The following is a 20,670-nucleotide window of genomic DNA, read 5'->3' as shown; positions in this document are numbered from 1 at the left end:
GCCCGTCACGTTCGCGTGACGGCGCGCGGCCGGCCTCCGGCCGCTAGCCGGGGAGCTCGCCGACGGCCACCTCGCGGGCCGGGTCCGAGGACCACTCGGACCAGCTGCCCGCGTACAGGGCCGCCGGGATGCCCGCCGAGGCCAGGGCCAGGATCTCGTGGGCTCCGGAGACGCCGGAGCCGCAGTACACGCCCACCGGAGCCGGGCCCTCCGCGTGCACGCCCAGGGCCGCGTAGCGTTCCCGCAGGACCTCGGGCGCCCGCAGCAGTCCGTCCGGCCCCACGTTCTCCGTGGTCGGCGCCGACACCGCCCCCGGGATGTGGCCCCCGATCCGGTCGATCGGTTCGACCTCGCCGCGGTACCGCTCCCCCGCCCGCGCGTCCAGCAGGACCCCCGTCCGGGCCAGTGCGGCCGCCCCGTCCGCGTCCAGGAGCCCGACGGAGCCCGGATTTGGCTTGAAATCACCCTCCGCCGGACGGGTGACCTCTGCTGACAGGGGGCCGCCCGCGGCCGTCCACGCGGCCAGTCCCCCGTCCAGGACCCGTACGTCCGTGTGACCCGTCCAGCGCAACAGCCACCACGCGCGCGCCGCCGCCCATCCCAGCCCGCCGTCGTACACGACCACGGGAGCGTCCGCGCGGACCCCGGCCCGCCGCATCACCGCCCCGAACGCCTCCGGGTCCGGGAGCGGGTGCCGTCCCCCCGACCCCGCCGGGCCAGCCAGTTCCGCGTCGAGGTCGACGTAGACGGCGCCCGGAAGGTGCCCCGCCTCGTACGCGGGCCGCTGGTCGGGGCCGCCGAGCTGCCAGCGGATGTCCAGGAGGACCGGGGGCTTGGGACCGGCCAGCTCGGTCCTCAGATCGGCGGCCGAAAGGACCGGGGAAGGGATGGCGTTCGCAGTCATGCGGGCCATTTTGCTCCCCGCCGCAGACCCCGCGTAACAAGCCGGACATCGACGGGCCGCACTGATTCGGTCATCTCTCCCGGCGTCCCCCGAAACCCGGCCGGTCGGGGCGCGCCGAGCCCCTCGGGGTGGAAGCATCACTCCGGGAAACCTCACGCTTGATCACGGAGGAGACGGCCGACATGACCGAGGTATTGGAAGCAACGCGGCGCACGCCCGGCACGCCGTGCTGGGCGAGCCTGATGGTGCACAGCCTCGGGAGCACCGAGGAGTTCTACTCCGACCTGTTCGGCTGGGAGTACGAGCCGGGCCCCGAGCAGCTGGGCCCGTACGTCCGGGCCATGCTCGACGGGCGGGAAGTGGCCGGCATCGGCGAGCTGCCGCCGGACCGGCACCTGCCGGTGGCCTGGACGACGTACCTCGCCACGGACGACGCCGACGCGACGGCCGAATCGATCCGCTCCTGCGGCGGCACGGTCGCGGTGGGCCCGCTGGACGCCGGGGCGGCCGGGCGGGTGGCGATCTGCTCGGACCCGCTGGGCGCCATCTTCGGGCTCTGGCAGGCGGGGGCGCACCTCGGCACCTGGCCGGCCGGTACCGCGGGCGTCCCGGTGTGGAACGAGCTGGTCACCCAGGACACCTCGACGGTGCACAAGTTCTACGAGCACGTCTTCGGCCACGAGGCCCGGGCGCACGCGACCGCCTCCGACGACTTCGACTACCTCACCCTGTTCCTGAAGGGCCGGCCGGTGGCCGCCGTGCACGGAGTGGGCCGGGCCCTGCCGCACGGCCGGGGGCCGCACTGGATGACGTACTTCGAGGTCGAGGACACCGACGAGGCCGCCGACCGCGTCGAACGGCTCGGCGGCCGGATCGTCACCCTGCCGCGCGAGGGCCTGAGCGGCCGGCTGGCCACGGTGGCGGACCCGGAGGGTGCGGTCTTCACCCTGATCAACAGCAGGAGCTGACCGTACGGGCCTCCCGGCCCCGGCGGTCGTGCCGCCGGGGCGGCCGGGGCCGCGGCGGGCCTACCGGAGCAGCTCGGAGGGCTGCCGTACCCCGCCCCGGTCCGCCCGGCCGGTGACCATCGGGCCCGCGATCAGGGCGCCGAGGAGCACGGCGCCGAACGCCGCCCACAGGCTGACGGTGTAGGCGCCCAGCAGCCTTCCGTTCACGCCCGAACCCGACGACATGTCCAGGTAGAAGTCGAAGGCGACGCCCAGCACCACGCCGCCGACCGCCTCGCCCAGCTGCTGGGCGGAGAGGATGACGGCCGAGGCCCCGCCGGCGTGCCGCGCGCCCACGCCGCCGGTCACGGCGGTGTACATCGGCATCAGGGCGATGCCGAGGCCCAGACCGGTGAGGAGCGTGCCGGGCAGCACTCCGGGCACGTAGTCCGCGCCGTTCTCGAGGCCGGTGAGGAGCACCAGGCCGCCGGCCGTGAGCACCAGGCCCGCGGCGATCAGGACGCCGGGGGCCCAGCGGTGCGCCAGCCGGGCGGAGACCTGGGTGGCGCCGATGGCGAGCGCGGCGGTCATCGGCAGCAGGAGGGTACCGGCCATGGCCTGGCCGTAGTCGAGGACGTAGAGCAGGTAGTAGTTCAGGGCCGAGAACAGGATGACGGTGCCGACGCCCGACAGGAGCAGGGCGAGGAGGCCGCCGAGACGGTTGCGGTCCTTGACGGCGGACGGCGCGGTGAGCGGGCCGGCCGTCGTGCTCCGCCGCACGAGGAAGGCCACGGACAGGATCGCTCCGATCGCGAGCGCCACCAGCGCCGCGACGTCGGTCCAGTCGCGCTGCCCGACCACTGCGAAGCCGTAGGTGAGGGCGCCCAGCCCGCCGGCGCCGAGCAGCAGGCCGGGGACGTCGTGGCGGGCGGCGTCGGGGCCCGGCCGGTCGCGCGGCAGGGCGAGCACGCAGATCAGGGGGACCACCGCGAGGAGGACGGGCGCGTACATGGCCATCTGCCAGCTGAAGCCCTGCAGGAGCCCGGAGCAGAGCAGCCAGAGCGCCGAACCGGCGCCGGTGAGGGCGGTGTAGAGACCGAAGGCCTTGGCGCGCTGCCTGGGGTCGGTGAACCCGGCGGGCACCAGGGCGAACGCGGCCGGTGTCAGCAGTGCGCCGAAGGCGCCCTGCAGTCCGCGGGCCCAGACCAGCCCGTCACCGCCGAGGGAGCCGCCGATCACGCAGGCCGCGGAGAATCCGGCCAGGCCGATGATCAGCGTCCGCCGGCGTCCCAGACGGTCCGCGAGGTACCCGCCGGGCAGCAGCAGCGCGGCGAAGGTGACGAGGTAGGCGGTGAAGAGCAGGCCCATGTCCTCGCCACTGAGACCGAAGGCGTGGACGGCCGACATCGAGGAGTTGAAGACCATCGCCTCGATCCCCACCAGCAGCTGCACCAGGGCGGCCACCGCCAGGCCCAGCCATCGCCTGGAGTGCGGGGACGCGGAGTCCTGGAGGGCGGCCGCCGCCGGGGTCGCGGTCGGAACCGCGGGCCAGGCCGCCGGCGGCGGGCCCTGGGGCGGATCCTGGGGCGGGCCGAATCCCCGCGCGGGATCGTGGTGCGCCGGGGTCGTGGGGGCGTACTCGGGCGGCGGGGGCAGCGGGCCGGGCGCGGACCGGGCGGGCGGGACACGGGGGTCCGACGGCGCGGCGGGGGCTTCGTCGGGCGTCGCGGGGGCGAAGTCCAGCAACTGGGCCGCGTGCCGCCCGAGTTGCGCCAGTACGGTGCCGGGCAGCCACTCCCCGGCCGGGTCCGTGGCCGTACGCTCCGCCACCTGCCGCGGGGTGGGCCGCCGGGCCGGGTCCTTGTGCAGGCATTCGCCCACGAGGCCGGCGAGCGCGTCCGGCACACCGGTCAGGTCCGCCTCCTCCTCGGCGACGCGGAAGAGGTGGGCGTTCAGGCCGGTGTCCGCGGCGCCGAAGAGCAGGCGCCCGGTGGCGGCGTACACGAGGACCGCGCCCAGACAGAAGACGTCGCTGGCGGGGGTGAGTTCGAGGCCGCGGACCTGCTCCGGGGACATGAAGCCGGGGGAACCGATCAGCATGCCGGTGTTGGTGAGCAGGCTGTCCCCGGCGAGGCTGTCCATCGCCCGGGCGATGCCGAAGTCGATGACGCGGGGGCCGTCGACGGTGACCAGGACGTTGGACGGCTTGAGGTCACGGTGGATCAGACCCGCCTCGTGCACGGCCTGCAGGGCGAGGGAGAGGCGGTTGGCGAGGGTGTGGACCGAGTGCTCGGGCAGCGGACCGAAGTCCTTGGCGACCACGGAGTGCAGGTCCGGCCCCGGAATGTACTGGGTCGCGACCCAGGGCACGGCGGCCTCGGGGTCCGCGTCGAGGACGGCGGCGGTCCAACTCCCGCCCACCCGCCGCGCGGCGGCCACCTCCCGGGCGAACCGTTTGCGGAAGTCGGGGTTCCCGGCGTACTCGGCCTGTACGACCTTCACGGCCACGGTGCGCCCGCCCTCGGAGCGGCCGAGATAGACCAGGCCCATCCCTCCCGCACCCAGCCGGGCGATCAGACGGTACGGGCCTATACGGGTCGGGTCTTGGGTGATCAGCTGGTCCACGAAAGCAAGATAGGCCAACTATCCAACAGGGGTGGGCCCATCGGCCGAATCGGCGGACCGGGAAGGCCCCGTCCGTTCATACCTCCGGGTGAGGTCAAGGGGGTTGAAGGGGGCCGGGAGCAGCGATCTACCTAAGGTGACTCCCGGGGCGGCGGGCAGCCGCCCCGGTCAGCGCGTCGACTCGTGTACGGGAGCTTGTGTGGCGCAGCAGCACACGGCGTCACTCCGGCTCCGCCTCCGGTACCGCTTCGACCACCTGGTCTCGGGAGGAACCGCCGCGCTCATCGGCTGGCTCGCCGCGGCCTGCCTCGCCGTCGTCGTCCCGGCGAGCACGGTCCTCGTCTGGTCCGACCGGGCCGCTCCGGACACCCTCTCCGGCCGGCTCACCGCCGTGTGGGTCAGCGTCGGCCAGACGCTGAAGCTCGGGGGTGCGGTCGGCTCCCCGCTCCACGTGCTGGCCTCCGTATCGCTCGCGCTGGTCGCGCTGCTCTTCGTGTCGACCCTGGTCAGTCTGATCACCACGGGCATCAACCGGCGCATCATGTCGCTGCGCCTCGGTCACTCCACCGTGCTGGAGACGCGGCACACCGTCGTCCTCGGCTGGTCGGACCAGGTCTTCCCCGTGATCGGGGAGCTGGTGGCCGCCAACGCGAACCAGCGTCGCTCGGCCGTCGCCGTACTGGCCCCGCGGGACAAGGTGTGGATGGAGGAGGAGATCTCCGCCCGCGTCGGCGCCGGCGGCCGGACCCGGATCATCTGCCGCAGCGGGAGCACCACGGACCCGGCCGAGCTGTGCCGGGTGAGTCCGGGCACCGCGAAGGCGGTGCTGGTGCTGCCTCCCACCGGGGACGCCGGTGACGCCCACGTGGTGAAGACGCTGCTCGCCCTCGACGCGGCGGTCCCCGGGTCCGTCACCGGGTCCGTCACCGGGTCCGTCCCCGGGTCCGTCCCCGGGTCCGTCCCCGGGTCCGGGGAGGGGCAGGCCGTGGTGGTGGTCGCCGCCGTCCGCGACTCCCGCAACCACACGACCGCCGGACTGGCCGCCGGGCCCACGGGACACGTCCTGTGCGTCGACGACATCGTCGCCCGGCTCCTCGTCCAGACGGCCCGGCAGCCCGGACTCTCGCTCGTCTACTCGGAGTTGCTGGACTTCGCGGGCGACGAGTTCTACCCGGCCGCCGCCGAGGGTCTCGTGGGGCGGCCGTTCGGCGAGGCGCTGCTGTCCTTCGCCACGTCCTCGGCGGTCGGCCTGCTGCACTCCGACGGGAGCGTCACCCTCAACCCGGATCCGGGGACGGCGATCGGCCCGGCCGACCGGATCATCGTCATCTCCCGGGACGACGACACGGCCGTGCGGGCGGACGTGGCCTCCCATGTCGAGGAGGACGCGATCGTGACGGCCGGGCCCCCGACCGCCCGGGCCGAACGCATCCTCCTGCTCGGCTGGAACCGCCGCGCCCCGCTCGTCATCGAGCAGCTCGACCAGTACGTGAGCCCGGGAACCACCCTGGACGTCGTAGCACTCGGCGCGTACGCGGGCACGCGCGGCGCCCGGGCCGTCGCGGCCGCCCGGACCCGGCTCGAAGTCTCCTTCCACGACGGCGACATCACCGACCCGCTCACCCTGGCCAAGCTGGACGTGCCCTCGTACGACAGCGTGATCGTGATCGGTGAGACGGCGCCCGCGGCTCCGGGCCCGGACTTCGGCGAGGACCCGGACGCGCCCCTCGCCTGCATCGCCCCGGCGACGGATCCGCAGGCGCGGGCGGACGACAGGACGCTGGTCACCCTGCTGCACCTGCGGGCCATCGGGGACACCGCGCGGCGGGAGCTCGCGCTCACCACCGAGATGTCCGACGACGGCAACCGGCTCCTCGCGCCGGCCCGGGGCGGCACCGACTTCATCGTGAGCGGCAGGCTGATCAGCCTGCTGATGACCCAGATCTCGGAGAGCCCGTACCTCGCCGAGGTCTTCGAGGAGCTGTTCAAGGCGGAGGGCCACGAGTTCCACCTCAAGCCGGCCGCGGACTACGTCCGGGCCGGCTCCGAGGTCTCGTTCGCCACCGCCGTCGAGTCGGCGCGGCGGCGCGGGGAATGCGCGGTCGGCTACCGGCTGCGCGCCCGGAGCGCCACGGGCCCGGACTACGGGGTGCGGATCAACCCCGACAAGCGGCGCCGGGTCCGGTTCTCCGAGGAGGACTGGCTGATCGTCCTCGCCGAGAGCTGACGAACCGACGGCGCCGCCGGGCCGGCCGCCGGGCCGGCTGCTAGGCCGGCTGCTAGGCCGGCTGCTAGGCCGTGTGCACCTCCAGGGCGGTCCGCACCGCGGATTCCAGGGCTCCCTCGATCCACGCGGGCTTGACGGAGGTGTGGCATCCGGCGAAGTGCAGGCTGCCCTCGGCCTTGCGGACGTGGGGGAAGAGCTCGGTGTGCTGGCCGGGCAGGAGCACGGAGGCCTCCCCGTAGGCGTACGGGTCCCGCATCCAGGACTGGGTGCGGCCGACGCCGGTGTAGAAGACCTCGATGCGCTGCCCGAACACCTCCTGGACCCCGGCGAGGGCGCGCGGGTAGCGCTCCTCGTCGTCCAGGGAGTCCCACTTCAGGGCGTCGTCCGACCAGCTGTAGGAGGCGAGCATGACGCCGCCCGCGCTGCCCTCGACGGGGTAGGAGGGCTGGAACATGAAGCGGTTGGGGTTGTCGGTGGCCGAGCCGCCGCCGATCACGCCCGCCGCCTCGGGCTGGTCGCGGGCGACGACGCGGCAGGCGGCGTAATGGGCGCGCTGGGCGTCGGAGATGTGGCCGTCGGGCACGGAGGGGTGGGCGCCCAGCAGGGCCCCGTCCGCCGGGGTCTTCGCGAGCTGGTAGCTCCGGTAGAGGCCGGTCTGCACGGCCTCCAGTTCGCGCTTCCAGTCGGCCTCGTCGAACTCCCACCAGCGGCGGCTGAATTCGAGCAGCACCTTGGTGGCGGCGTCGTAGTGCAGTTCGGTGACCGCCCGGCGCTTGCCGTACGAGAGCGCCGGGGTGATGGGGATGTGGCGCAGCCCGGAGAAGGGGACGGTGATGATGGCCGTGTCGGCGGTGAAGGTCTCGCGCCGTACGGGGCTGCCGCCGCGGCCCTCGGAGACGGTTTCCACGGTGACCTCGCCCTCGCCGTGGGTGATGCGGGTGGCGCGGCGGTCGAGCCGTACGAGGTCCTTGACGCGCTCGTACATCGCGTCGGCCAAGGTGGCGGTGCCGCCGGGCAGTTCGTAGAAGGCGGTGTCCGGGCTGATCAGCGAGGCGCCGATGAAGCTGTGCACGAAGGCGAGGTGCAGGCGGGAGGTGAGGTTCTCGACGGTGCCGATCAGGTCGATGGTCCGCTCGTCGAGCTCGGCCTCCTCCGTGAGGAAGCGGTACATCGACATGTGGCCGTAGCGCTGGATGACGCGTGCCCAGCCCTCGACGAGTTCCTTGTCCTTCTTGCCCTCGATCTCCTTGCGCACGGGGGCGAAGGCGTTGCGGACGATCTGCGAGGCGGGGACGGACTCGTACGCCCGCGGCACTCCGAAGGAACGATTGAGCGCCTGCGGGGCGCGGGCGTAGTCGGCGCGGCGGACGCGGATGCCGTTGACGTGGATCCACGTCCGGTAGGCGGGGCGGCCGGCCCCGTCCACGTCGACCAGGTGGAAGCGGCGGCGTTCGAGGCCGAGGCCGTCCATCAGCCCGGTGACCAGCGGGTGGCTGTCGGGGATCCGCATCGCGCCGGCCTCGGCGTACTGCTTCGGGTCGGCGAAGGCCGGGGCGGCCTTCTCGTGGCCGCCGGTACGGAAGGTCTTGATCCGGCCGCCCACCCGGTTGGCGTTGGCCTCGACGACGGTGACCTGGTGGCCGGCCTCGCGCAGGAGGTGGGCGGCGGTGAGTCCGGCCGGCCCGGCGCCGACGATCAGCACCTTCTTGGCGGGGCGGCGCGAGCGGGGCAGGCCGTTCTTCAGGAGGATGTCGGCGTAGCGCGGTACGAGCGGCCGGTCCTCGTCGTCCACGACGAGGATGGCCCGGGCGATCGTCAGGCAGGCACCCCAGTCGGCGACGGCGGCGCCGGGGACGGCCTGCGAGGTCTCGGCCGAGGTGACGGCGACCGTCAGCCCGCCGGCCGCGGCGACGGCGGCCGCTCCGGCGATGACGGTACGGCGGGAGGGCCTGCGGGAGGGCGCCGGTGCGGGCCGCTCGCCGGGAGTTTCGGGGGTTCCGGAGTCGGCATCGGGATCCATGATCATGACCCAACTCTTGCCGCCCGCCCGGGCCCGAACGGCCAGAACGCCCCCGCACGGGCAACTACCACCCGGACGTGCGTCGCGCGACGCCCCGTGCTGACGAACTGGATTTCGTACGGCCGCCCTTGGGACGCTCAGCCGTGGTTGACGGGGAGGACGTCCGGGGAGAGGGCACCCGCGTGGGCGGCGGCCGAGGTCACGCGCTTGCGGTGGTGGCGGCGGCAGAGGACCTCGTAACCGACCTCCCCCGCCGGGCGGTTCACATCGCCGACGACGACCTGCGCGCCCTCGACGACCATCTCGCCGTCTATCGTGCGGGCGTTGTGGGTGGCGCGGGCACCGCACCAGCACAGCGCCTCCACCTGGAGCTGCTCCAGGCGGTCCGCCAGCTCGATCAGGCGCTGGGAGCCGGGGAAGAGCTTCGTACGGAAGTCCGTGGTGATGCCGAAGGCGAAGACGTCCAGGCCGAGGTCGTCCACGATCCGGGCCAGCTGGTCGATCTGCTCCGGGGCCAGGAACTGCGCCTCGTCCACGATCACGTAGTCCGCCTTGCCGCCCTGGGAGAGCTGCGCGACCAGGTACCCGTACAGGTCCATGCCCTCGCCCGCCTCGACGGCCTCCGTCACCAGGCCCAGGCGCGAGGACAGCTTGCCCTCGCCCGCCCGGTCGTCACGCGTGAAGATCACACCCTGGAGACCGCGGGCCGAGCGGTTGTGCCCGATCTGGAGCGCCAGGGTCCTCTTACTCGGGTATCCACCATCACCTTGAGGTCATCACGACTCTCCGCGAAGCCGCCACCGACCGGAGGGGAGTGGCCATGGCCACGGATCTCGCCACCGAGGTGGACTGGCGTCGTACTGGGTGCTGTTGCGCTACGCGGGCCCGGCCAGCAGACGTACCTGCCGGGCGCGGGGATGTGCGAGTTCCTCGAAGATGGACAGAGACGATCTCCATGCCGCAAGCGCCCCGACATCGTCTCCGAGGTGCTTCAGGGCGGTGCCGAGCTCCTCCAGTACGGCTGCCGTGCCCAGCAGATCGCCGGTCGCCTCCCGAATGTGCAGCGCCTGGCGGTACAGGTGCACCGCCTGATCCCAGTACCCCCGGGCGGAGTGCGCCATGGCCATGTCAAATAGGACCGTGCCTTCGACGGCGTCGTGGCCGAGGGACCGGTGAAGTCCCAAGGCTTCCTCGTACCACTCGGTGGCTTCCCTCCACTGCGCGGCCGAGGCCTTCGTCCTCCCGAGATTCCACATGGCGTGCGCGGTCCCCCAGGAGCTGCCAGCGGCTTCATGGTGGGCCAGAGCCTCAGCAAAACAGCCCTCGGCGCGTGCGAAGTCACGTTCCGCAAGATGGCACAGACCGAGGTTGTTGGCCGCGATTCCCGCCCCCATGCGGTCGCCGTTGCCCAGGGTGAGTTCCAGCGCCCTCTCGCAGTACACGACCGCCTTGGCGGGCTCCCGGACCTCCACGGCCGCGAGACCCAGGTTGGTACAGATCCAGGCCTCTGCCGCCTGGCTGCTGGATGCCGCCGCGCCGAGCGCGGCCTGGTGGAGGTCGTACATGAGCTTCCAGTCCCGCCGGAGGTAGAGGTACTCCCCGAAGAGCGCGGGAATCTGCCAGGCCATCTCCCGCAGCATCTCGTCGTCCGTCTGCTGGACGGCCAGTTCGACGACGGGCAGCAGACTGGAACGCTCCAGGTCGCACCAGGCAAGCGCCTGCTGGGTCGTGGCCGGGTCTCCGGCCGCCCACTGTCCACCAACTCCTTCTCCGCCCCCGTGTTCAACCGCCATCACGTCGATCGTGAGGGGAACCCGGCGTCGTTCGGGGGCCAGAACGCGGTCGGTGGCGTCGCCCAGCCGCGCGTACTGGACGACGAGGCGGCGTATCGCTGCCTGTCGTTCGGCGGGAGGCAGGTCGCTGGGGTCCTCGGCGCGTTCCTGCGCATAGGACTTGAGGAGTTCGTGCATCGAGAACCGGGCGGCGGCACGCGGTTGGATCAGGTGGGCCGCGGCCAGAGCGTCTATCCGGCGAACTGCCTCATCGAAGGTGCAGCCCAGCAGCGCGGCCGCGCCCTCGGCCCCGAATTCCGGCCCCGGATGCAAGCCCAGTGCCCTGAACAGGTCGGCCTGCTCTGTCGGCAGATGCTCGTACGACCAGCGGAAAACCTCTCGAAGTTTTTTGAAGGAGCCGTTCTCAGTGGATTTCGTCTCCAGCTGAGCAGCGGCGTCGGCCAGGCCAGCTGTCGGCCGGCTGGCCAGAGCGACACCGACGACGCTCAGCGCCAGGGGTAGAGCCGCGCACCAGTCCACGATCCGCCGGGCCGCTTCGGGGTCCTCCTGTACGCGCGCTGGGCCGATCAAGGAGGCCATCAGTTCGAGCGAGGCGTCGGGGGTGAGGACGTCCAATGGGAGAGGACGGAGAGCGGGGCGTCCGGCTTCTGTGTCCTGCGCTCCCTCGTGCTCATGTGCTGTGGCCAGCACGTGCGTGCTCCTGGTGGTCACGATGAAGCTGCTGTTGCCACGACACAGGAGGGGCGTGACCTGGGCGGCGTCGGCGGCATCGTCCAGTACGACGATCATGCGGCGCCCGGCCATCTCCCCCTGGAACCTGCAATGCAGAGCCTCCAGGTCGGCCCCAAGGCCCTGGACCTCTTCCTCGGGCACGCCCAGGGCCCGCAGGAAGTCGGGCAGTACATCGGCCGGCTGCCTCGGATGCCGTGCGCGGCGGAAACCGTGCAGGTCGGCGTACAACGCCCCGTCGGGAAAGTACTCGCGGTGCTTGTGCGCCCAGTCGACAGCGAGAGTGGACTTGCCAACCCCGGGCGTCCCGATGACGGCCACCGCCCGCGCCACGTCGTCCCTGAGGTTCTCGGCATTCAGCAGCAGGTGGCTGAGCTCGGCGCTCTCACGTTGCCGTCCCGCCAGGACTGCCGTACCGGTGGGCGGCAGCTCACACCCGTCGACTTCGGGCAGCTCGGACCATGCCTGCTGCCATGCCTCGACGAGGCGGGTGATCTCTTCCTGCCCCAGCCCTTTGCAGCCCGTACTGCCCGCGGCCACATCCTCCACCGGGCAGACGCTGCATGCCTTGCGGCAGGTCAGGCAGGCGCGGATGAAGCAGTCGAGGAACGGGGAGAGGTTGCCGCGCTCGCGGCCCCAGTCGCTGCTCTCCCTCTTGACCTGGATGGCCGGACTGAGCTTGCCGCCCTGGCAGTACCGGGCGATGGCGCGCCTGGACGCTCCCGAGTGCGCCCGCAGCCGGGCCAGCAGCTCACCGAACCGCCCTCGCCCTGACGCCTCGGGTGCGGGCGGCGGATCCCGCCGCAGATCCCTGCGCTGTTCTTCCCCCATGCCGCTGCACCCTCCGTCCAGTCGACGCCCATGCTGTCCCCTGTCAGCCCGCAGGACCGCGCCTCGGGACTAACAACGTGTACAGGCGGGCACGGAGCTTACCCAACTGCCGAATTGTCTCGATTGCGGTGTTCGGTTTGGGTGGCTGCAGTTCCGGCGGCGCCCCGGCGCGGCTTCACTGACCGCAGCAAGCCGACTGTCACCAACTGGAGGAAGCGTGCAACCGCTGCACGAACGATCCACTGCGTACCTGCGCTTCACGATTGCCGTGCTGTTCACCGCCCTCGTGGCGCTGCTGACGCCCGTCCTGGGCCGCGATGTCGCGACTGCGGCCCCGACCGACGCCGCGACCGCCGCGCCGGCCACCTTCACCTTCAGCGGCGGCTCACGCGCACTGTGCATGGACGTCCCGGGGTCGAACAACAGCCCGGGAGTACAGATCCAGCTCTGGGGCTGCAACGGCGGCACCAACCAGGCATGGACGAAGGAGAAGGTAGGGGACGACCCGGCCTGGCAGCAGCCCTTCTACCGCCTCCACACCTACGTCGCCGGCGCGGACCGCTGCCTGAGCGTGCCCGGAGACTCGCGGTCCGACGGCACCATCCTGGTCCTAGAAGCCTGCGCGAACGTGGGCAATCAGTATTTCTACGTCGACACGAGCTACTTCGGGAACGGGGCTGCCCGCATAGCCGGATATCGCTCGTGGAAGTGCCTGAACGACGCGGGCGGGACGTTCGGAGACGGCGACCACGTCATCCAGTGGACCTGCGACCCCAAGGCCGCCAACGAGCAGGTGACCGAACGGACTCTGCGGCTCTCGACGGCAGGCGGCGGCATCTCCCGAACCGAGGTCCTCGCCCGCGCCGAAAGCTGGATGAACAAGGGCTACCCGTACAGCGAGGACCCCTGGCACGCCGAAAAGGGCCCCCGCGACAGCATCATGTACGACACCGACTGCGCGGGAATGGTCTCGATGGCCTGGCATCTGACCGAGTCCCACAACACATCCCGCTACGGCACGGGCCTGTACGGAGAGAATGGCGGCGGCAACGCCTACACCGTCGAACTCGACTCCAAGGACAACCTCCTCCCCGGCGACGGCATCGCCTGGCTCGGCCACCACACCCGACTCTTCGAGAAGTGGGTCGAAGGCAGCAACAAGACCCGCTACTGGGCCTACGACTTCGGCGCCGCCCCCATGAAGCACCAGATCTACAACTGGAGCGAGTACAGCACCAGCGCGGACACCACGCCCGGCGTCAAGACACGGGTGTTCCGCTACAGGAACATCACCGACGGCTCGGTAGCCGGGACCGGCAGCGGCGGCGGCTCCTCAGCCGGGGGCAAGTCCTGGGTGACCACCTTCGGGTCGGCCCCCGGCTACAGCAGCCCCGGCTCCTACCCCGCCGGCACGTCCACTGGCCGGCTCAACGCGGGCTACAACTACGTGTACTGCCGCCAGTGGGGCCCCGACTTCGTCGGATCCGAAGGCCACAACCACTGGTGGCTGCGCACGGACCTCGACAGCGGCAACCCCTGGCAGAACCAGTACGTCCCCGCCTATCACCTGTCCAAGTGGGGCAACGACCAAGCGAAGGACGACAGCGGGCGAGACATCCCCGACTGCGGCAGCGGTGGCGGCAGCAGCACCAAGTTCTGGGTCGACACCTTCGCTGCAGGCCCCGGATACACGGCCCCCGGAGGCACCCGCACCGGCACCCTCAACGCCGGAACCAACTACGTCTTCTGCAAGATCTGGGGGCCGGAGGTCAGTTCAGGCTCCGATGTGAACCACTGGTGGCTCCGCACGGACCTCGACAGCGGCAACCCCTGGCAGAACCAGTTCGTCTCCGCCTACTACCTGTCGCGATGGGGCAACGACGAGGCACGCGACAACAACGGCACCGTCATCCCGAACTGCTGAGCAACTCCAAGAAGGCCGCCAAGACCCGGGTCCGATGACCCGCCCGCACTGTCACTCCTGCCGCCGCCATGGGATGCACACCCCTGGCGGCGACCCCCGAGATCTCCGCCCTCCAGTAGTCAGGAGAGAGAGCACATGCGCCCCATACCCCCCGGTCCGGCATCGCTGCCTTCAACGCCCAAACGGCCCCACTGTTCCCGCGCCGCCGCGTTCGCGACAGCCCTATGCCTCACCCTCGCGGGCCTCGCCGGCACCGCGAGCCCAGCCCACGCCGGAAGCAACGGCCAGCACCTGGCCGTCCACGATCCGCGCCACATCACCGCCTCCATCCGCATCAACGGCCAGATCTGGTCCGGCGAATACGCCCGCATCTGCGTGAACATTCCCAACGACCCGGCCTGGGTCGACAACAACTGGTGGAAGGGCCGCATCGACGTCGAGACGTACTCCGGCTGGAACTGCGGCGGCACCTACTACACGACCTTCCAGTTCAACGTGCCCGTCGCCCAGACCAGCAACTGGCACCACATCTACCTCAACTACCCGTAGCGCGAAGACACCTACGCCGAACAGCGCAGACCACCGGGGGACTTCGCAAGGAGGAAGCAGTGACATCAATCAAGATCCGCACGCTCGCCGTAGCCCTGGCCACCGTCGGAGCCAGCGCCCTGACCGGTCCCAGCGCACAGGCAGCCACACAGGCGTACGACTGTGACCGTGGCTACGTCTGCTTCTACTCCGGCCCCGACGGTACCGGCGCCCGCTGCGCGTGGACCGTCGACGACCCCGACTGGAAGGCCGGAAACATCCAGTGCCGGGCCTTCTCCGTGCCCCGCTCCATATACAACATGGGCATCGGCGGATACCCCGATCACATCGCGTACTACCAGGACGCGAACTACACAAACCGCAAGGGCTGCACCAGACCCGGCCAGTACGGCAACCTCGCCGGCAACTATTCGATCCGTTCACACAAGTGGTACTACAGCTGCTGAACGGCCACGCATAGCGTGGCGGCCAAGCATGACGGCCGCCCCCAAAGGGCAATGAAGGGTGGGCCCGCAGCAGCTGGCCCACCCAGGGCGCACGGGGCCCACCTCATCGGGCCACCAGCACGCACGGCTGTCCGGACGCAACTGCAGCGAGGCATCCGGCAGCCAGCAATCCTCTCCGACCTTGGCCGGGGCCTCTGTCAGGGATGCGACGGTCAGCCACGGTCCGACCTCTGGTCGTGTACGCAGCTGACGGCCCCCGCCGGGCGCCACCCGCCCCGCCAAACACCACATCACGGCCACCACCGCCAAGCCCGACACCGTGGTCAAGCGATTCGATCAAGCAGCACGAGATCACGGCAGCCGGATGCTCTCTCGCTGTCACGTAGAGGGGAGGCGTGGTGCTTTCTCGGTCAGAAGCCGCACCACACGCCGGAGCCGTTACCGGGCAGCAAATGGTCGCTCACCCAGCCGAGTTTGGCATCGGTGACGTTCCAGACGTAGGTCCAGGTGGACCCGTTGGGGTTGATGGTGTAGCAGTAGTAGACGAGCCGGTCCTGGTTGTCGGCCCATCCTTTGATGGCGCAGCTCGTGTTGGAACCGGAGCGCATGTTCGCGGCCACGCCGGCCGTCATGCGCACCGAGGTGCCGTCCAGGTAGTGGCCCTGAGTTCCGCAGTCCGCCGCCGCAGACGCCGGGCCGGCCGCGCCGACCAAGGCCGCAGGGGCGGCAAGCGCGGCCAGCGCCGAGGCCACTAGCACGTACTTCGAAGACCTGGACCCGGACCTGAATGTCCTCATCACTTTCCTCCTTGGGGAGGTGCGGCGCGCGAGCGTGCTCCGCACGGTCTGCCCATGGTCAGCGACCGGGTTCCTCGCGTGCTTGTACATTGCTGCTCAGCTGACGGCGAAGCACCGAGGGTGTCGCGCCGAGGCTCCGGCGGACCGTTTTGACGAGATGTGAGTGATCGGCGAAGCCGTGCCGAGTGGCGAGGTCAGCGAGGCTGTCGGCCCCTGCGGCCAGCTCCTCGAGGACGGCGCGGACGCGCAGTTCGTTGCGGTAGGCGGTGATCGTCCGTCCGGTGGTGCGGCGGAAGACTCTGCTCAGGTGGTGAGGTGACGAGCCGACTGCCCGCGCGAGGTCGTCCAGCCCTGAGGCCGACGTCGCTTCCGCGCTGTTGAGGAGCTCCCTCACCTGGGTGACCAGATGCCAGTGCGCGACCTCCGTTGCCGCCCGGCAACGGGTCCCCGGGCCAAGCGGACGGCGGTCACCCGAGCGCGGCGGCAGCGCGTCGAACAGGTCAAAGAGGCGTTCCGCCCGCTCCAGCCGGTCGGCGCTGCGGCATGCGGCCAGCAGCCTGCGGTGCCGCAGCTCGATCGCGAGGTTGACGCTCAGCCGCCACCCCTGCCAGCGATCGCACCCCGCGACGTGGACGCCGTAGGCGACCTCGCTCATGGCGAGGAAGGTGAACCTCACCCTCCCGCTCCCGGGAAAAGCCGACCGTTCCTCGAGACCGGTATGGGAGAACGTTCCGTTGGTGGTGTCGACGAGCTCACACTGGCCCATCGACTCCCGCAACAGGTAGCCCGAGCGCATCAGATGCATTCCGGTGGCCATGCCGGGTTCGACCGGCGACCACGTCGGACGCCCCACGGCGGTCACGTCATGGAGCGTGACGCCGTCCGTGATCGCCCAGGCACGATGCCCGAGGAGCGTCAGCTGCCGCCCGGCCCAACGCTCGGCGACCGAGACCTGCTGCCGCTCGGGAAAGCTGCGTGGGAACCCGTGTGACATGCCCCGAGCAAACCACGGGAGCCCGGCCCCGCACACCACAGTGCAGCGCCTGCAGCCGGAGGCGCAGGGCCAGAACCGTACGAAAGACGCAACTTCTGTGTTGCCTCTCCGACCGTCCAGCCGCTCAGGCGCGACAGCGCTGTACCACCGGCGGCCTCACTCCCTCCGCCGACCCTCGCGAGATGTCGTCGCCTTCGTCGGACGGCCCCTCGCCGTGGCCCAAGAGCCGGTCAGGCCTGCTGGACGGGAAGGACGTCCGGGGAGAGGGCACCGGCGTGGGCGGAAGCGGAGGTCATGTGCCGGCGGTGGTGGCGGCGGCAGAGGACCTCGTAGCCGACTTCGGCTGCCTGGTTCACGTCTCCGACCACGACCTGTGCGCCCTCGACGACCATGACACCGCCGACGGTGCGGGCGTTGTGGGTGGCGCGGGCCCCGCACCAGCACAGGGCCTCCACCTGGAGTTGCTCGAGGCGGTCCGCCAGCTCGATCAGCCGCTGCGAGCCGGGGAAGAGCTTCGTGCGGAAGTCCGTGGTGATGCCGAAGGCGAAGACGTCCATGTCCAGGTCATCGACGATCCGGGCCAGTTGGTCGATCTGGTCCGACGTCAGGAACTGCGCCTCGTCGACGATCACGTAGTCCGCCTTGCCACCCGCCGAAAGCTCGGCGACAAGGTACGCGTAGACGTCCATCGTGTCGGTCACCTCGACCGCATCCGTGACCAGTCCCAGCCGGGAGGAGAGCTTGCCCTCGCCGGCGCGGTCCTGACGCGTGAAGATCACACCAACCAGACCGCGAGCCGAACGGTTGTGCGAAATCTGCAGCGCCAGGGTGCTCTTTCCGCAGTCCATCGTTCCGGAGAAGAACACCAGCTCGGGCATGGGGAGTACAGGACCTTTCGATGGTCGTGGGTGAGGTGGGGTGGGGCGTGTGGGGCGGGAGCGTCAGGAGCGGACTTCGAGCAGCGGGACGAGCTGCTCGGCCGGGGTCATGGAGCCGTGCATTCCGGCGAGCGCCGACTCGTTGGGCTCGTTGCGGGAGGCGGTGATCGCGACATCGGCCTGGGCGGCCGCCACGACGTCGCCGATCCGGCCGAGTACGCGCTCGTCGCACTCCCCCGGGGCTCCGAACCAGCCCAGTTCCAGGGCCTCTTCGCGGCTCGCGATCCAGAAGCGGTCGCCGAGCACCTCGCGCCACACGGTCAGGACGTCGGCCTCGGCGCCCGGTACGGCGTACACGTGCCGGGCCCGGCCCTCGCCGCCCAGCAGGGCCACGCCGGCGCCCAGTTCCCAGTCGTCGTCGTAGTCGATGCGGGAGTCCTCGTCGAAGGGGACGTCCACCATGCCGTGGTCGGCGGTCACGTACAGCGCGGTGCGCGGCGGCAGCTGCTCGGCGAGCCGCTGGACCAGCCGGTCCACGTACATGAGCTGGCCGCGCCAGGCGTCGGAGTCGACGCCGTGCCGGTGTCCGGCCCCGTCGAGCTCGCTGTAGTACGTGTACACGAGCGAGCGGTCGCCGGCCGCGAGGCGCTCGGCCGCGAGGTCCATGCGCTCCTCGCCGGTCATCCGGCCGAGGAAGGTGCCGCCGCTCAGCGCGACCTTGGTGAGCGGGGTGGTCTGGAAGGCGGGCGAGGACACCTGCGCGGTGGCCACGCCGGCGGCGTCCGCCTGCTGGAAGACCGTCGGATACGGCTGCCAGGGCTTGGGCGCGGTCCAGGGGTGCCAGCGGAGCTGGTTCATCAGTTCGCCGGTGGCCGGATTGCGCACGGTGTAGCCGGGCAGGCCGTGCCGCGCGGGCGGCAGGCCGGTGCCGACGGAGGCCAGCGAGGTGGCGGTGGTCGCCGGGAAGCCGGCGGTGATCGGGCGGCCGGTGCCGCCGCGCGAGCTGCCGAGGAGCGAGGTGAGGTACGGGGCCTCGTCCGGGTGGGCCTTGATCTGCTCCCAGCCCATGCCGTCGACCAGGAACACGCAGTTGCGGTCGGCCGGGGTCAGCTCGGCGATGGAGGCCTCGAAGCCGGGTACGCCCTGGCCGGCCACGAGGGTGGGCAGCAGGTCCGCGAGCGAGCCGGAGCCGTAGTGCGGTACCGGGGCGGCGGTGAGGTCCAGCAGCTCCGGCTCGTCCTGCCAGTTCTGCGCCGCGGAGTACGCCATCAGCGGGCGGGGCCGGCGGAGGTGGCAGCCGTCGCCTCGGACAGGGCCTGGGCGAAGAGCAGGGTCTGGCGGACCGCCTCCGGGCCGTCCCCCGCCTCGCTCACGCGCAGGCTGAGGTCGTCGGCGGTGGAGTTGCCGGTGTAGCCGTGGTCGGAGTCACAGTTCGGGTCGCCGCAGGCGGCGGGCTCCAGGTCGATGCGCGAGACCGCGCCCCAGCCGATGGTCAGGACGACCTCGCGGGGCAGGGTGCCCGGGGTGTAGGACTCCGGGTTGGCCACGACGCGGCTGAGCACGACCGAGGAGATGCCGGACAGCTTCACGGATTCGGTGGAGGTGGTCGCGTACGGGGACGGGGACCCGGCGTCGGCGGCCTGCTCGTCGGTGTGGCTGACGATGAAGCGGTTGCCGGTCAGGACCAGCACCGTGACGTGCCGGCGCACCTCGTTGGAGTCGAAGGTCGTCTCCTGGTGGACCAGGTACGACGAAATCGGCTCGCCGCCCACCGCGGCCTCCACGGCCTCGGCCACGAGGGCCGGGTAGTAGCCGCTGCGCTCGATCGCCGTGCGCAGCCCCTGGGTCGTCGTACCGGATTTCGCCATGAGGTCCATCCTAAGGCCCGTCCGGGGCGCCCCGGCCGCCTCGGACCTCAGTAGCTGGGCAGGGTCCGGGGGCCGAGGTCGCCGCGGGCGGGCGGGTGGGCGACGCGGACGGTGGCGCTGAGCACGGACAGCCCCTCGGTGGCGACGACCACGGGCTCCAGGACCACCCCGACCACTTCGGGGTGGTCGTCGACGAGACGGGACAGGCGCAGGAGCAGCTCCTCCAGCGCGGGGGTGTCCACGGGGGCGCTGCCGCGCCAGCCGAAGAGCAGCGGGGCGGTGCGGATGGACCGGATCAGACCCGCCGCGTCCCGGTCGGTGGCCGGAACCAGCCGGTGGGCGGTGTCGCCGAGCAGTTCGGAGGCGACTCCGGAGAGTCCGAAGGACAGGACGGCGCCGGCCGCGGGGTCGATGACGGAGCGGACGACGGTGTCGACGCCCCGCGGCACCATCGCCTGGACCACGGGGAGCAGCTCTTGCGGTTTGCCGAGCGCGTGGGTCAGCTCCTCGTAGGAGCGGCGCAGCTCGGCTTCGGTGGTGAGGTCGAGGCGGACGCCGCCGAGGTCGGCGCGGTGGCGCAGGTGCGGGGCGGTGGTCTTGAGGGCCACGGGGTACCCGAGGACCGCGGCGGCACGGGCCGCGGCGTCGGCGCTGGGGGCGGGGAGGGTGGTCAGGACCCGGATCCCGTACCGGGCGAGGAGCTCGCGCCCCTCGGGCTCCCCCACGGTCAGCACCTCGTGCTCGCCCACGTCGGCGAGGAGGCGGGAGAGCTGCGCGGCGGCCCCGCTCTCGTCGATGTCCTCGTACTCGGGCACCTGGCCGGCCACGGCGTTGGCCCGCCGCCACTGCCCGTACCGCACGGCCTCGGCGACGGCCTTCACGGCGCGCTCGGCGGCGGGATAGGCGGGGATGCCGGGGGCGGGGGCGTGCTCGCCGGGGGCGGGGGCCTGCTCAGCGGTGCCGGGGGCCGGCTCGGCGGTGCCGGCCGGATCAGCGGTGCCTGGGGCCGGATCGGCGGTGCCCGCGGCCGGTTCGCCGCTGCCGGGCGTCGGCTCGCCGCCGCCCGCCGCGGCGGAAGCCCGCTCCGGCCGGACCGGCGCCGGGTCGGTCGCGGATGCCACGGCCGCCAGGGCCGTGG

The 20,670-nt window shown here is 71.7% G+C and carries 15 protein-coding genes and 2 pseudogenes; 6 read left to right on the top strand and 11 right to left on the bottom strand.

Annotated elements, in window-relative coordinates; translation table 11 throughout:
* Positions 1–43 precede the first annotated feature (43 nt).
* The gene (locus tag ACWGDE_RS20095; protein ID WP_453390342.1) at positions 44–904 is read right to left on the bottom strand and encodes a sulfurtransferase; all 861 of its coding nucleotides are present in this window, start codon (positions 902–904) and stop codon (positions 44–46) included.
* Positions 905–1,086: 182 nt separating this feature from the next.
* On the opposite strand from ACWGDE_RS20095, the gene ACWGDE_RS20090 reads away from it, so the two are divergent.
* A complete protein-coding gene (locus ACWGDE_RS20090; protein ID WP_453390341.1) occupies positions 1,087–1,872 on the top strand; it encodes a VOC family protein in 786 nt (261 codons plus the stop codon).
* A 60-nt stretch (positions 1,873–1,932) separates the two neighbouring features.
* On the opposite strand, the gene ACWGDE_RS20085 is transcribed toward ACWGDE_RS20090, so the two are convergent.
* A complete protein-coding gene (locus ACWGDE_RS20085; protein WP_453390340.1) occupies positions 1,933–4,476 on the bottom strand; it encodes an MDR family MFS transporter in 2,544 nt (847 codons plus the stop codon).
* Between the two features lie 199 nt (positions 4,477–4,675).
* On the opposite strand from ACWGDE_RS20085, the gene ACWGDE_RS20080 reads away from it, so the two are divergent.
* Positions 4,676–6,703 carry a CASTOR/POLLUX-related putative ion channel gene (locus ACWGDE_RS20080; protein WP_453390339.1) on the top strand — a complete coding sequence of 676 codons (2,028 nt, stop codon included), beginning with the start codon at positions 4,676–4,678 and terminating at the stop codon, positions 6,701–6,703.
* Between the two features lie 64 nt (positions 6,704–6,767).
* Here ACWGDE_RS20080 and ACWGDE_RS20075 read toward each other — a convergent pair whose 3' ends face one another.
* From ACWGDE_RS20075 to ACWGDE_RS20065, 3 genes are all read right to left on the bottom strand, one after another.
* Positions 6,768–8,723 carry a flavin monoamine oxidase family protein gene (locus ACWGDE_RS20075; protein ID WP_453390344.1) on the bottom strand — a complete coding sequence of 652 codons (1,956 nt, stop codon included), beginning with the start codon at positions 8,721–8,723 and terminating at the stop codon, positions 6,768–6,770.
* A 137-nt stretch (positions 8,724–8,860) separates the two neighbouring features.
* Positions 8,861–9,460, bottom strand: a complete 600-nt coding sequence (locus ACWGDE_RS20070; protein ID WP_453390343.1) for a thymidine kinase — start codon at positions 9,458–9,460, stop codon at positions 8,861–8,863.
* 138 nt (positions 9,461–9,598) lie between these two features.
* Positions 9,599–12,076 (bottom strand): tetratricopeptide repeat protein, encoded by a 2,478-nt coding sequence (locus tag ACWGDE_RS20065; RefSeq protein WP_453390338.1) that lies wholly within the window; start codon positions 12,074–12,076, stop codon positions 9,599–9,601.
* A gap of 217 nt (positions 12,077–12,293) precedes the next feature.
* On the opposite strand from ACWGDE_RS20065, the pseudogene ACWGDE_RS20060 reads away from it, so the two are divergent.
* From ACWGDE_RS20060 to ACWGDE_RS20045, 4 genes and pseudogenes are all read left to right on the top strand, one after another.
* Positions 12,294–12,851: pseudogene (locus ACWGDE_RS20060) on the top strand (RICIN domain-containing protein); the annotation flags it as partial.
* An 846-nt stretch (positions 12,852–13,697) separates the two neighbouring features.
* Positions 13,698–14,000, top strand: a pseudogene (locus ACWGDE_RS20055) (M23 family peptidase); the annotation flags it as partial.
* A gap of 135 nt (positions 14,001–14,135) precedes the next feature.
* Positions 14,136–14,549, top strand: coding sequence for a hypothetical protein (locus ACWGDE_RS20050; RefSeq protein WP_453390337.1), 414 nt, complete (start codon positions 14,136–14,138; stop codon positions 14,547–14,549).
* 59 nt (positions 14,550–14,608) lie between these two features.
* A complete protein-coding gene (locus ACWGDE_RS20045) occupies positions 14,609–14,995 on the top strand; it encodes a peptidase inhibitor family I36 protein (RefSeq protein WP_453390336.1) in 387 nt (128 codons plus the stop codon).
* 410 nt (positions 14,996–15,405) lie between these two features.
* On the opposite strand, the gene ACWGDE_RS20040 is transcribed toward ACWGDE_RS20045, so the two are convergent.
* From ACWGDE_RS20040 to ACWGDE_RS20015, 6 genes are all read right to left on the bottom strand, one after another.
* Positions 15,406–15,792 (bottom strand): SH3 domain-containing protein, encoded by a 387-nt coding sequence (locus ACWGDE_RS20040; protein ID WP_453390335.1) that lies wholly within the window; start codon positions 15,790–15,792, stop codon positions 15,406–15,408.
* Positions 15,793–15,850: 58 nt separating this feature from the next.
* The gene (locus ACWGDE_RS20035; protein WP_453390334.1) at positions 15,851–16,786 is read right to left on the bottom strand and encodes a helix-turn-helix domain-containing protein; all 936 of its coding nucleotides are present in this window, start codon (positions 16,784–16,786) and stop codon (positions 15,851–15,853) included.
* Positions 16,787–17,016: 230 nt separating this feature from the next.
* Positions 17,017–17,664 (bottom strand): thymidine kinase, encoded by a 648-nt coding sequence (locus ACWGDE_RS20030; protein ID WP_453390333.1) that lies wholly within the window; start codon positions 17,662–17,664, stop codon positions 17,017–17,019.
* A 63-nt stretch (positions 17,665–17,727) separates the two neighbouring features.
* Entirely contained in the window at positions 17,728–18,933 is a 1,206-nt protein-coding gene (locus ACWGDE_RS20025; RefSeq protein WP_453390332.1) for an alkaline phosphatase family protein, read from the bottom strand.
* Positions 18,933–19,532, bottom strand: a complete 600-nt coding sequence (locus ACWGDE_RS20020; RefSeq protein ID WP_214953196.1) for a DUF5998 family protein — start codon at positions 19,530–19,532, stop codon at positions 18,933–18,935. Before ACWGDE_RS20020 ends, ACWGDE_RS20025 begins: the two co-directional genes overlap by 1 nt.
* A 47-nt stretch (positions 19,533–19,579) precedes the next feature.
* Positions 19,580–20,670, bottom strand: a 1,091-nt coding sequence (locus ACWGDE_RS20015; RefSeq protein WP_453390331.1) for an acetate--CoA ligase family protein, incomplete at its 5' end; no start/stop codon positions are given.

This window comes from Streptomyces sp. NPDC054956, from assembly GCF_053609185.1.
The sequence above is the reverse complement of the archived record's forward strand: the minus strand, read 5'-3'. Positions and strand labels throughout refer to the sequence as shown.

Coding starts and splice junctions, on each gene's coding strand:
- ACWGDE_RS20095 (WP_453390342.1), bottom strand. CDS start 904: ATGACTGCGAACGCCATCCCTTCCCCGGTCCTTTCGGCCGCCGATCTG.
- ACWGDE_RS20090 (WP_453390341.1), top strand. CDS start 1,087: ATGACCGAGGTATTGGAAGCAACGCGGCGCACGCCCGGCACGCCGTGC.
- ACWGDE_RS20075 (WP_453390344.1), bottom strand. CDS start 8,723: ATGGATCCCGATGCCGACTCCGGAACCCCCGAAACTCCCGGCGAGCGG.
- ACWGDE_RS20065 (WP_453390338.1), bottom strand. CDS start 12,076: ATGGGGGAAGAACAGCGCAGGGATCTGCGGCGGGATCCGCCGCCCGCA.
- ACWGDE_RS20050 (WP_453390337.1), top strand. CDS start 14,136: ATGCGCCCCATACCCCCCGGTCCGGCATCGCTGCCTTCAACGCCCAAA.
- ACWGDE_RS20040 (WP_453390335.1), bottom strand. CDS start 15,792: ATGAGGACATTCAGGTCCGGGTCCAGGTCTTCGAAGTACGTGCTAGTG.
- ACWGDE_RS20035 (WP_453390334.1), bottom strand. CDS start 16,786: ATGTCACACGGGTTCCCACGCAGCTTTCCCGAGCGGCAGCAGGTCTCG.
- ACWGDE_RS20030 (WP_453390333.1), bottom strand. CDS start 17,664: ATGCCCGAGCTGGTGTTCTTCTCCGGAACGATGGACTGCGGAAAGAGC.
- ACWGDE_RS20025 (WP_453390332.1), bottom strand. CDS start 18,933: ATGGCGTACTCCGCGGCGCAGAACTGGCAGGACGAGCCGGAGCTGCTG.
- ACWGDE_RS20020 (WP_214953196.1), bottom strand. CDS start 19,532: ATGGCGAAATCCGGTACGACGACCCAGGGGCTGCGCACGGCGATCGAG.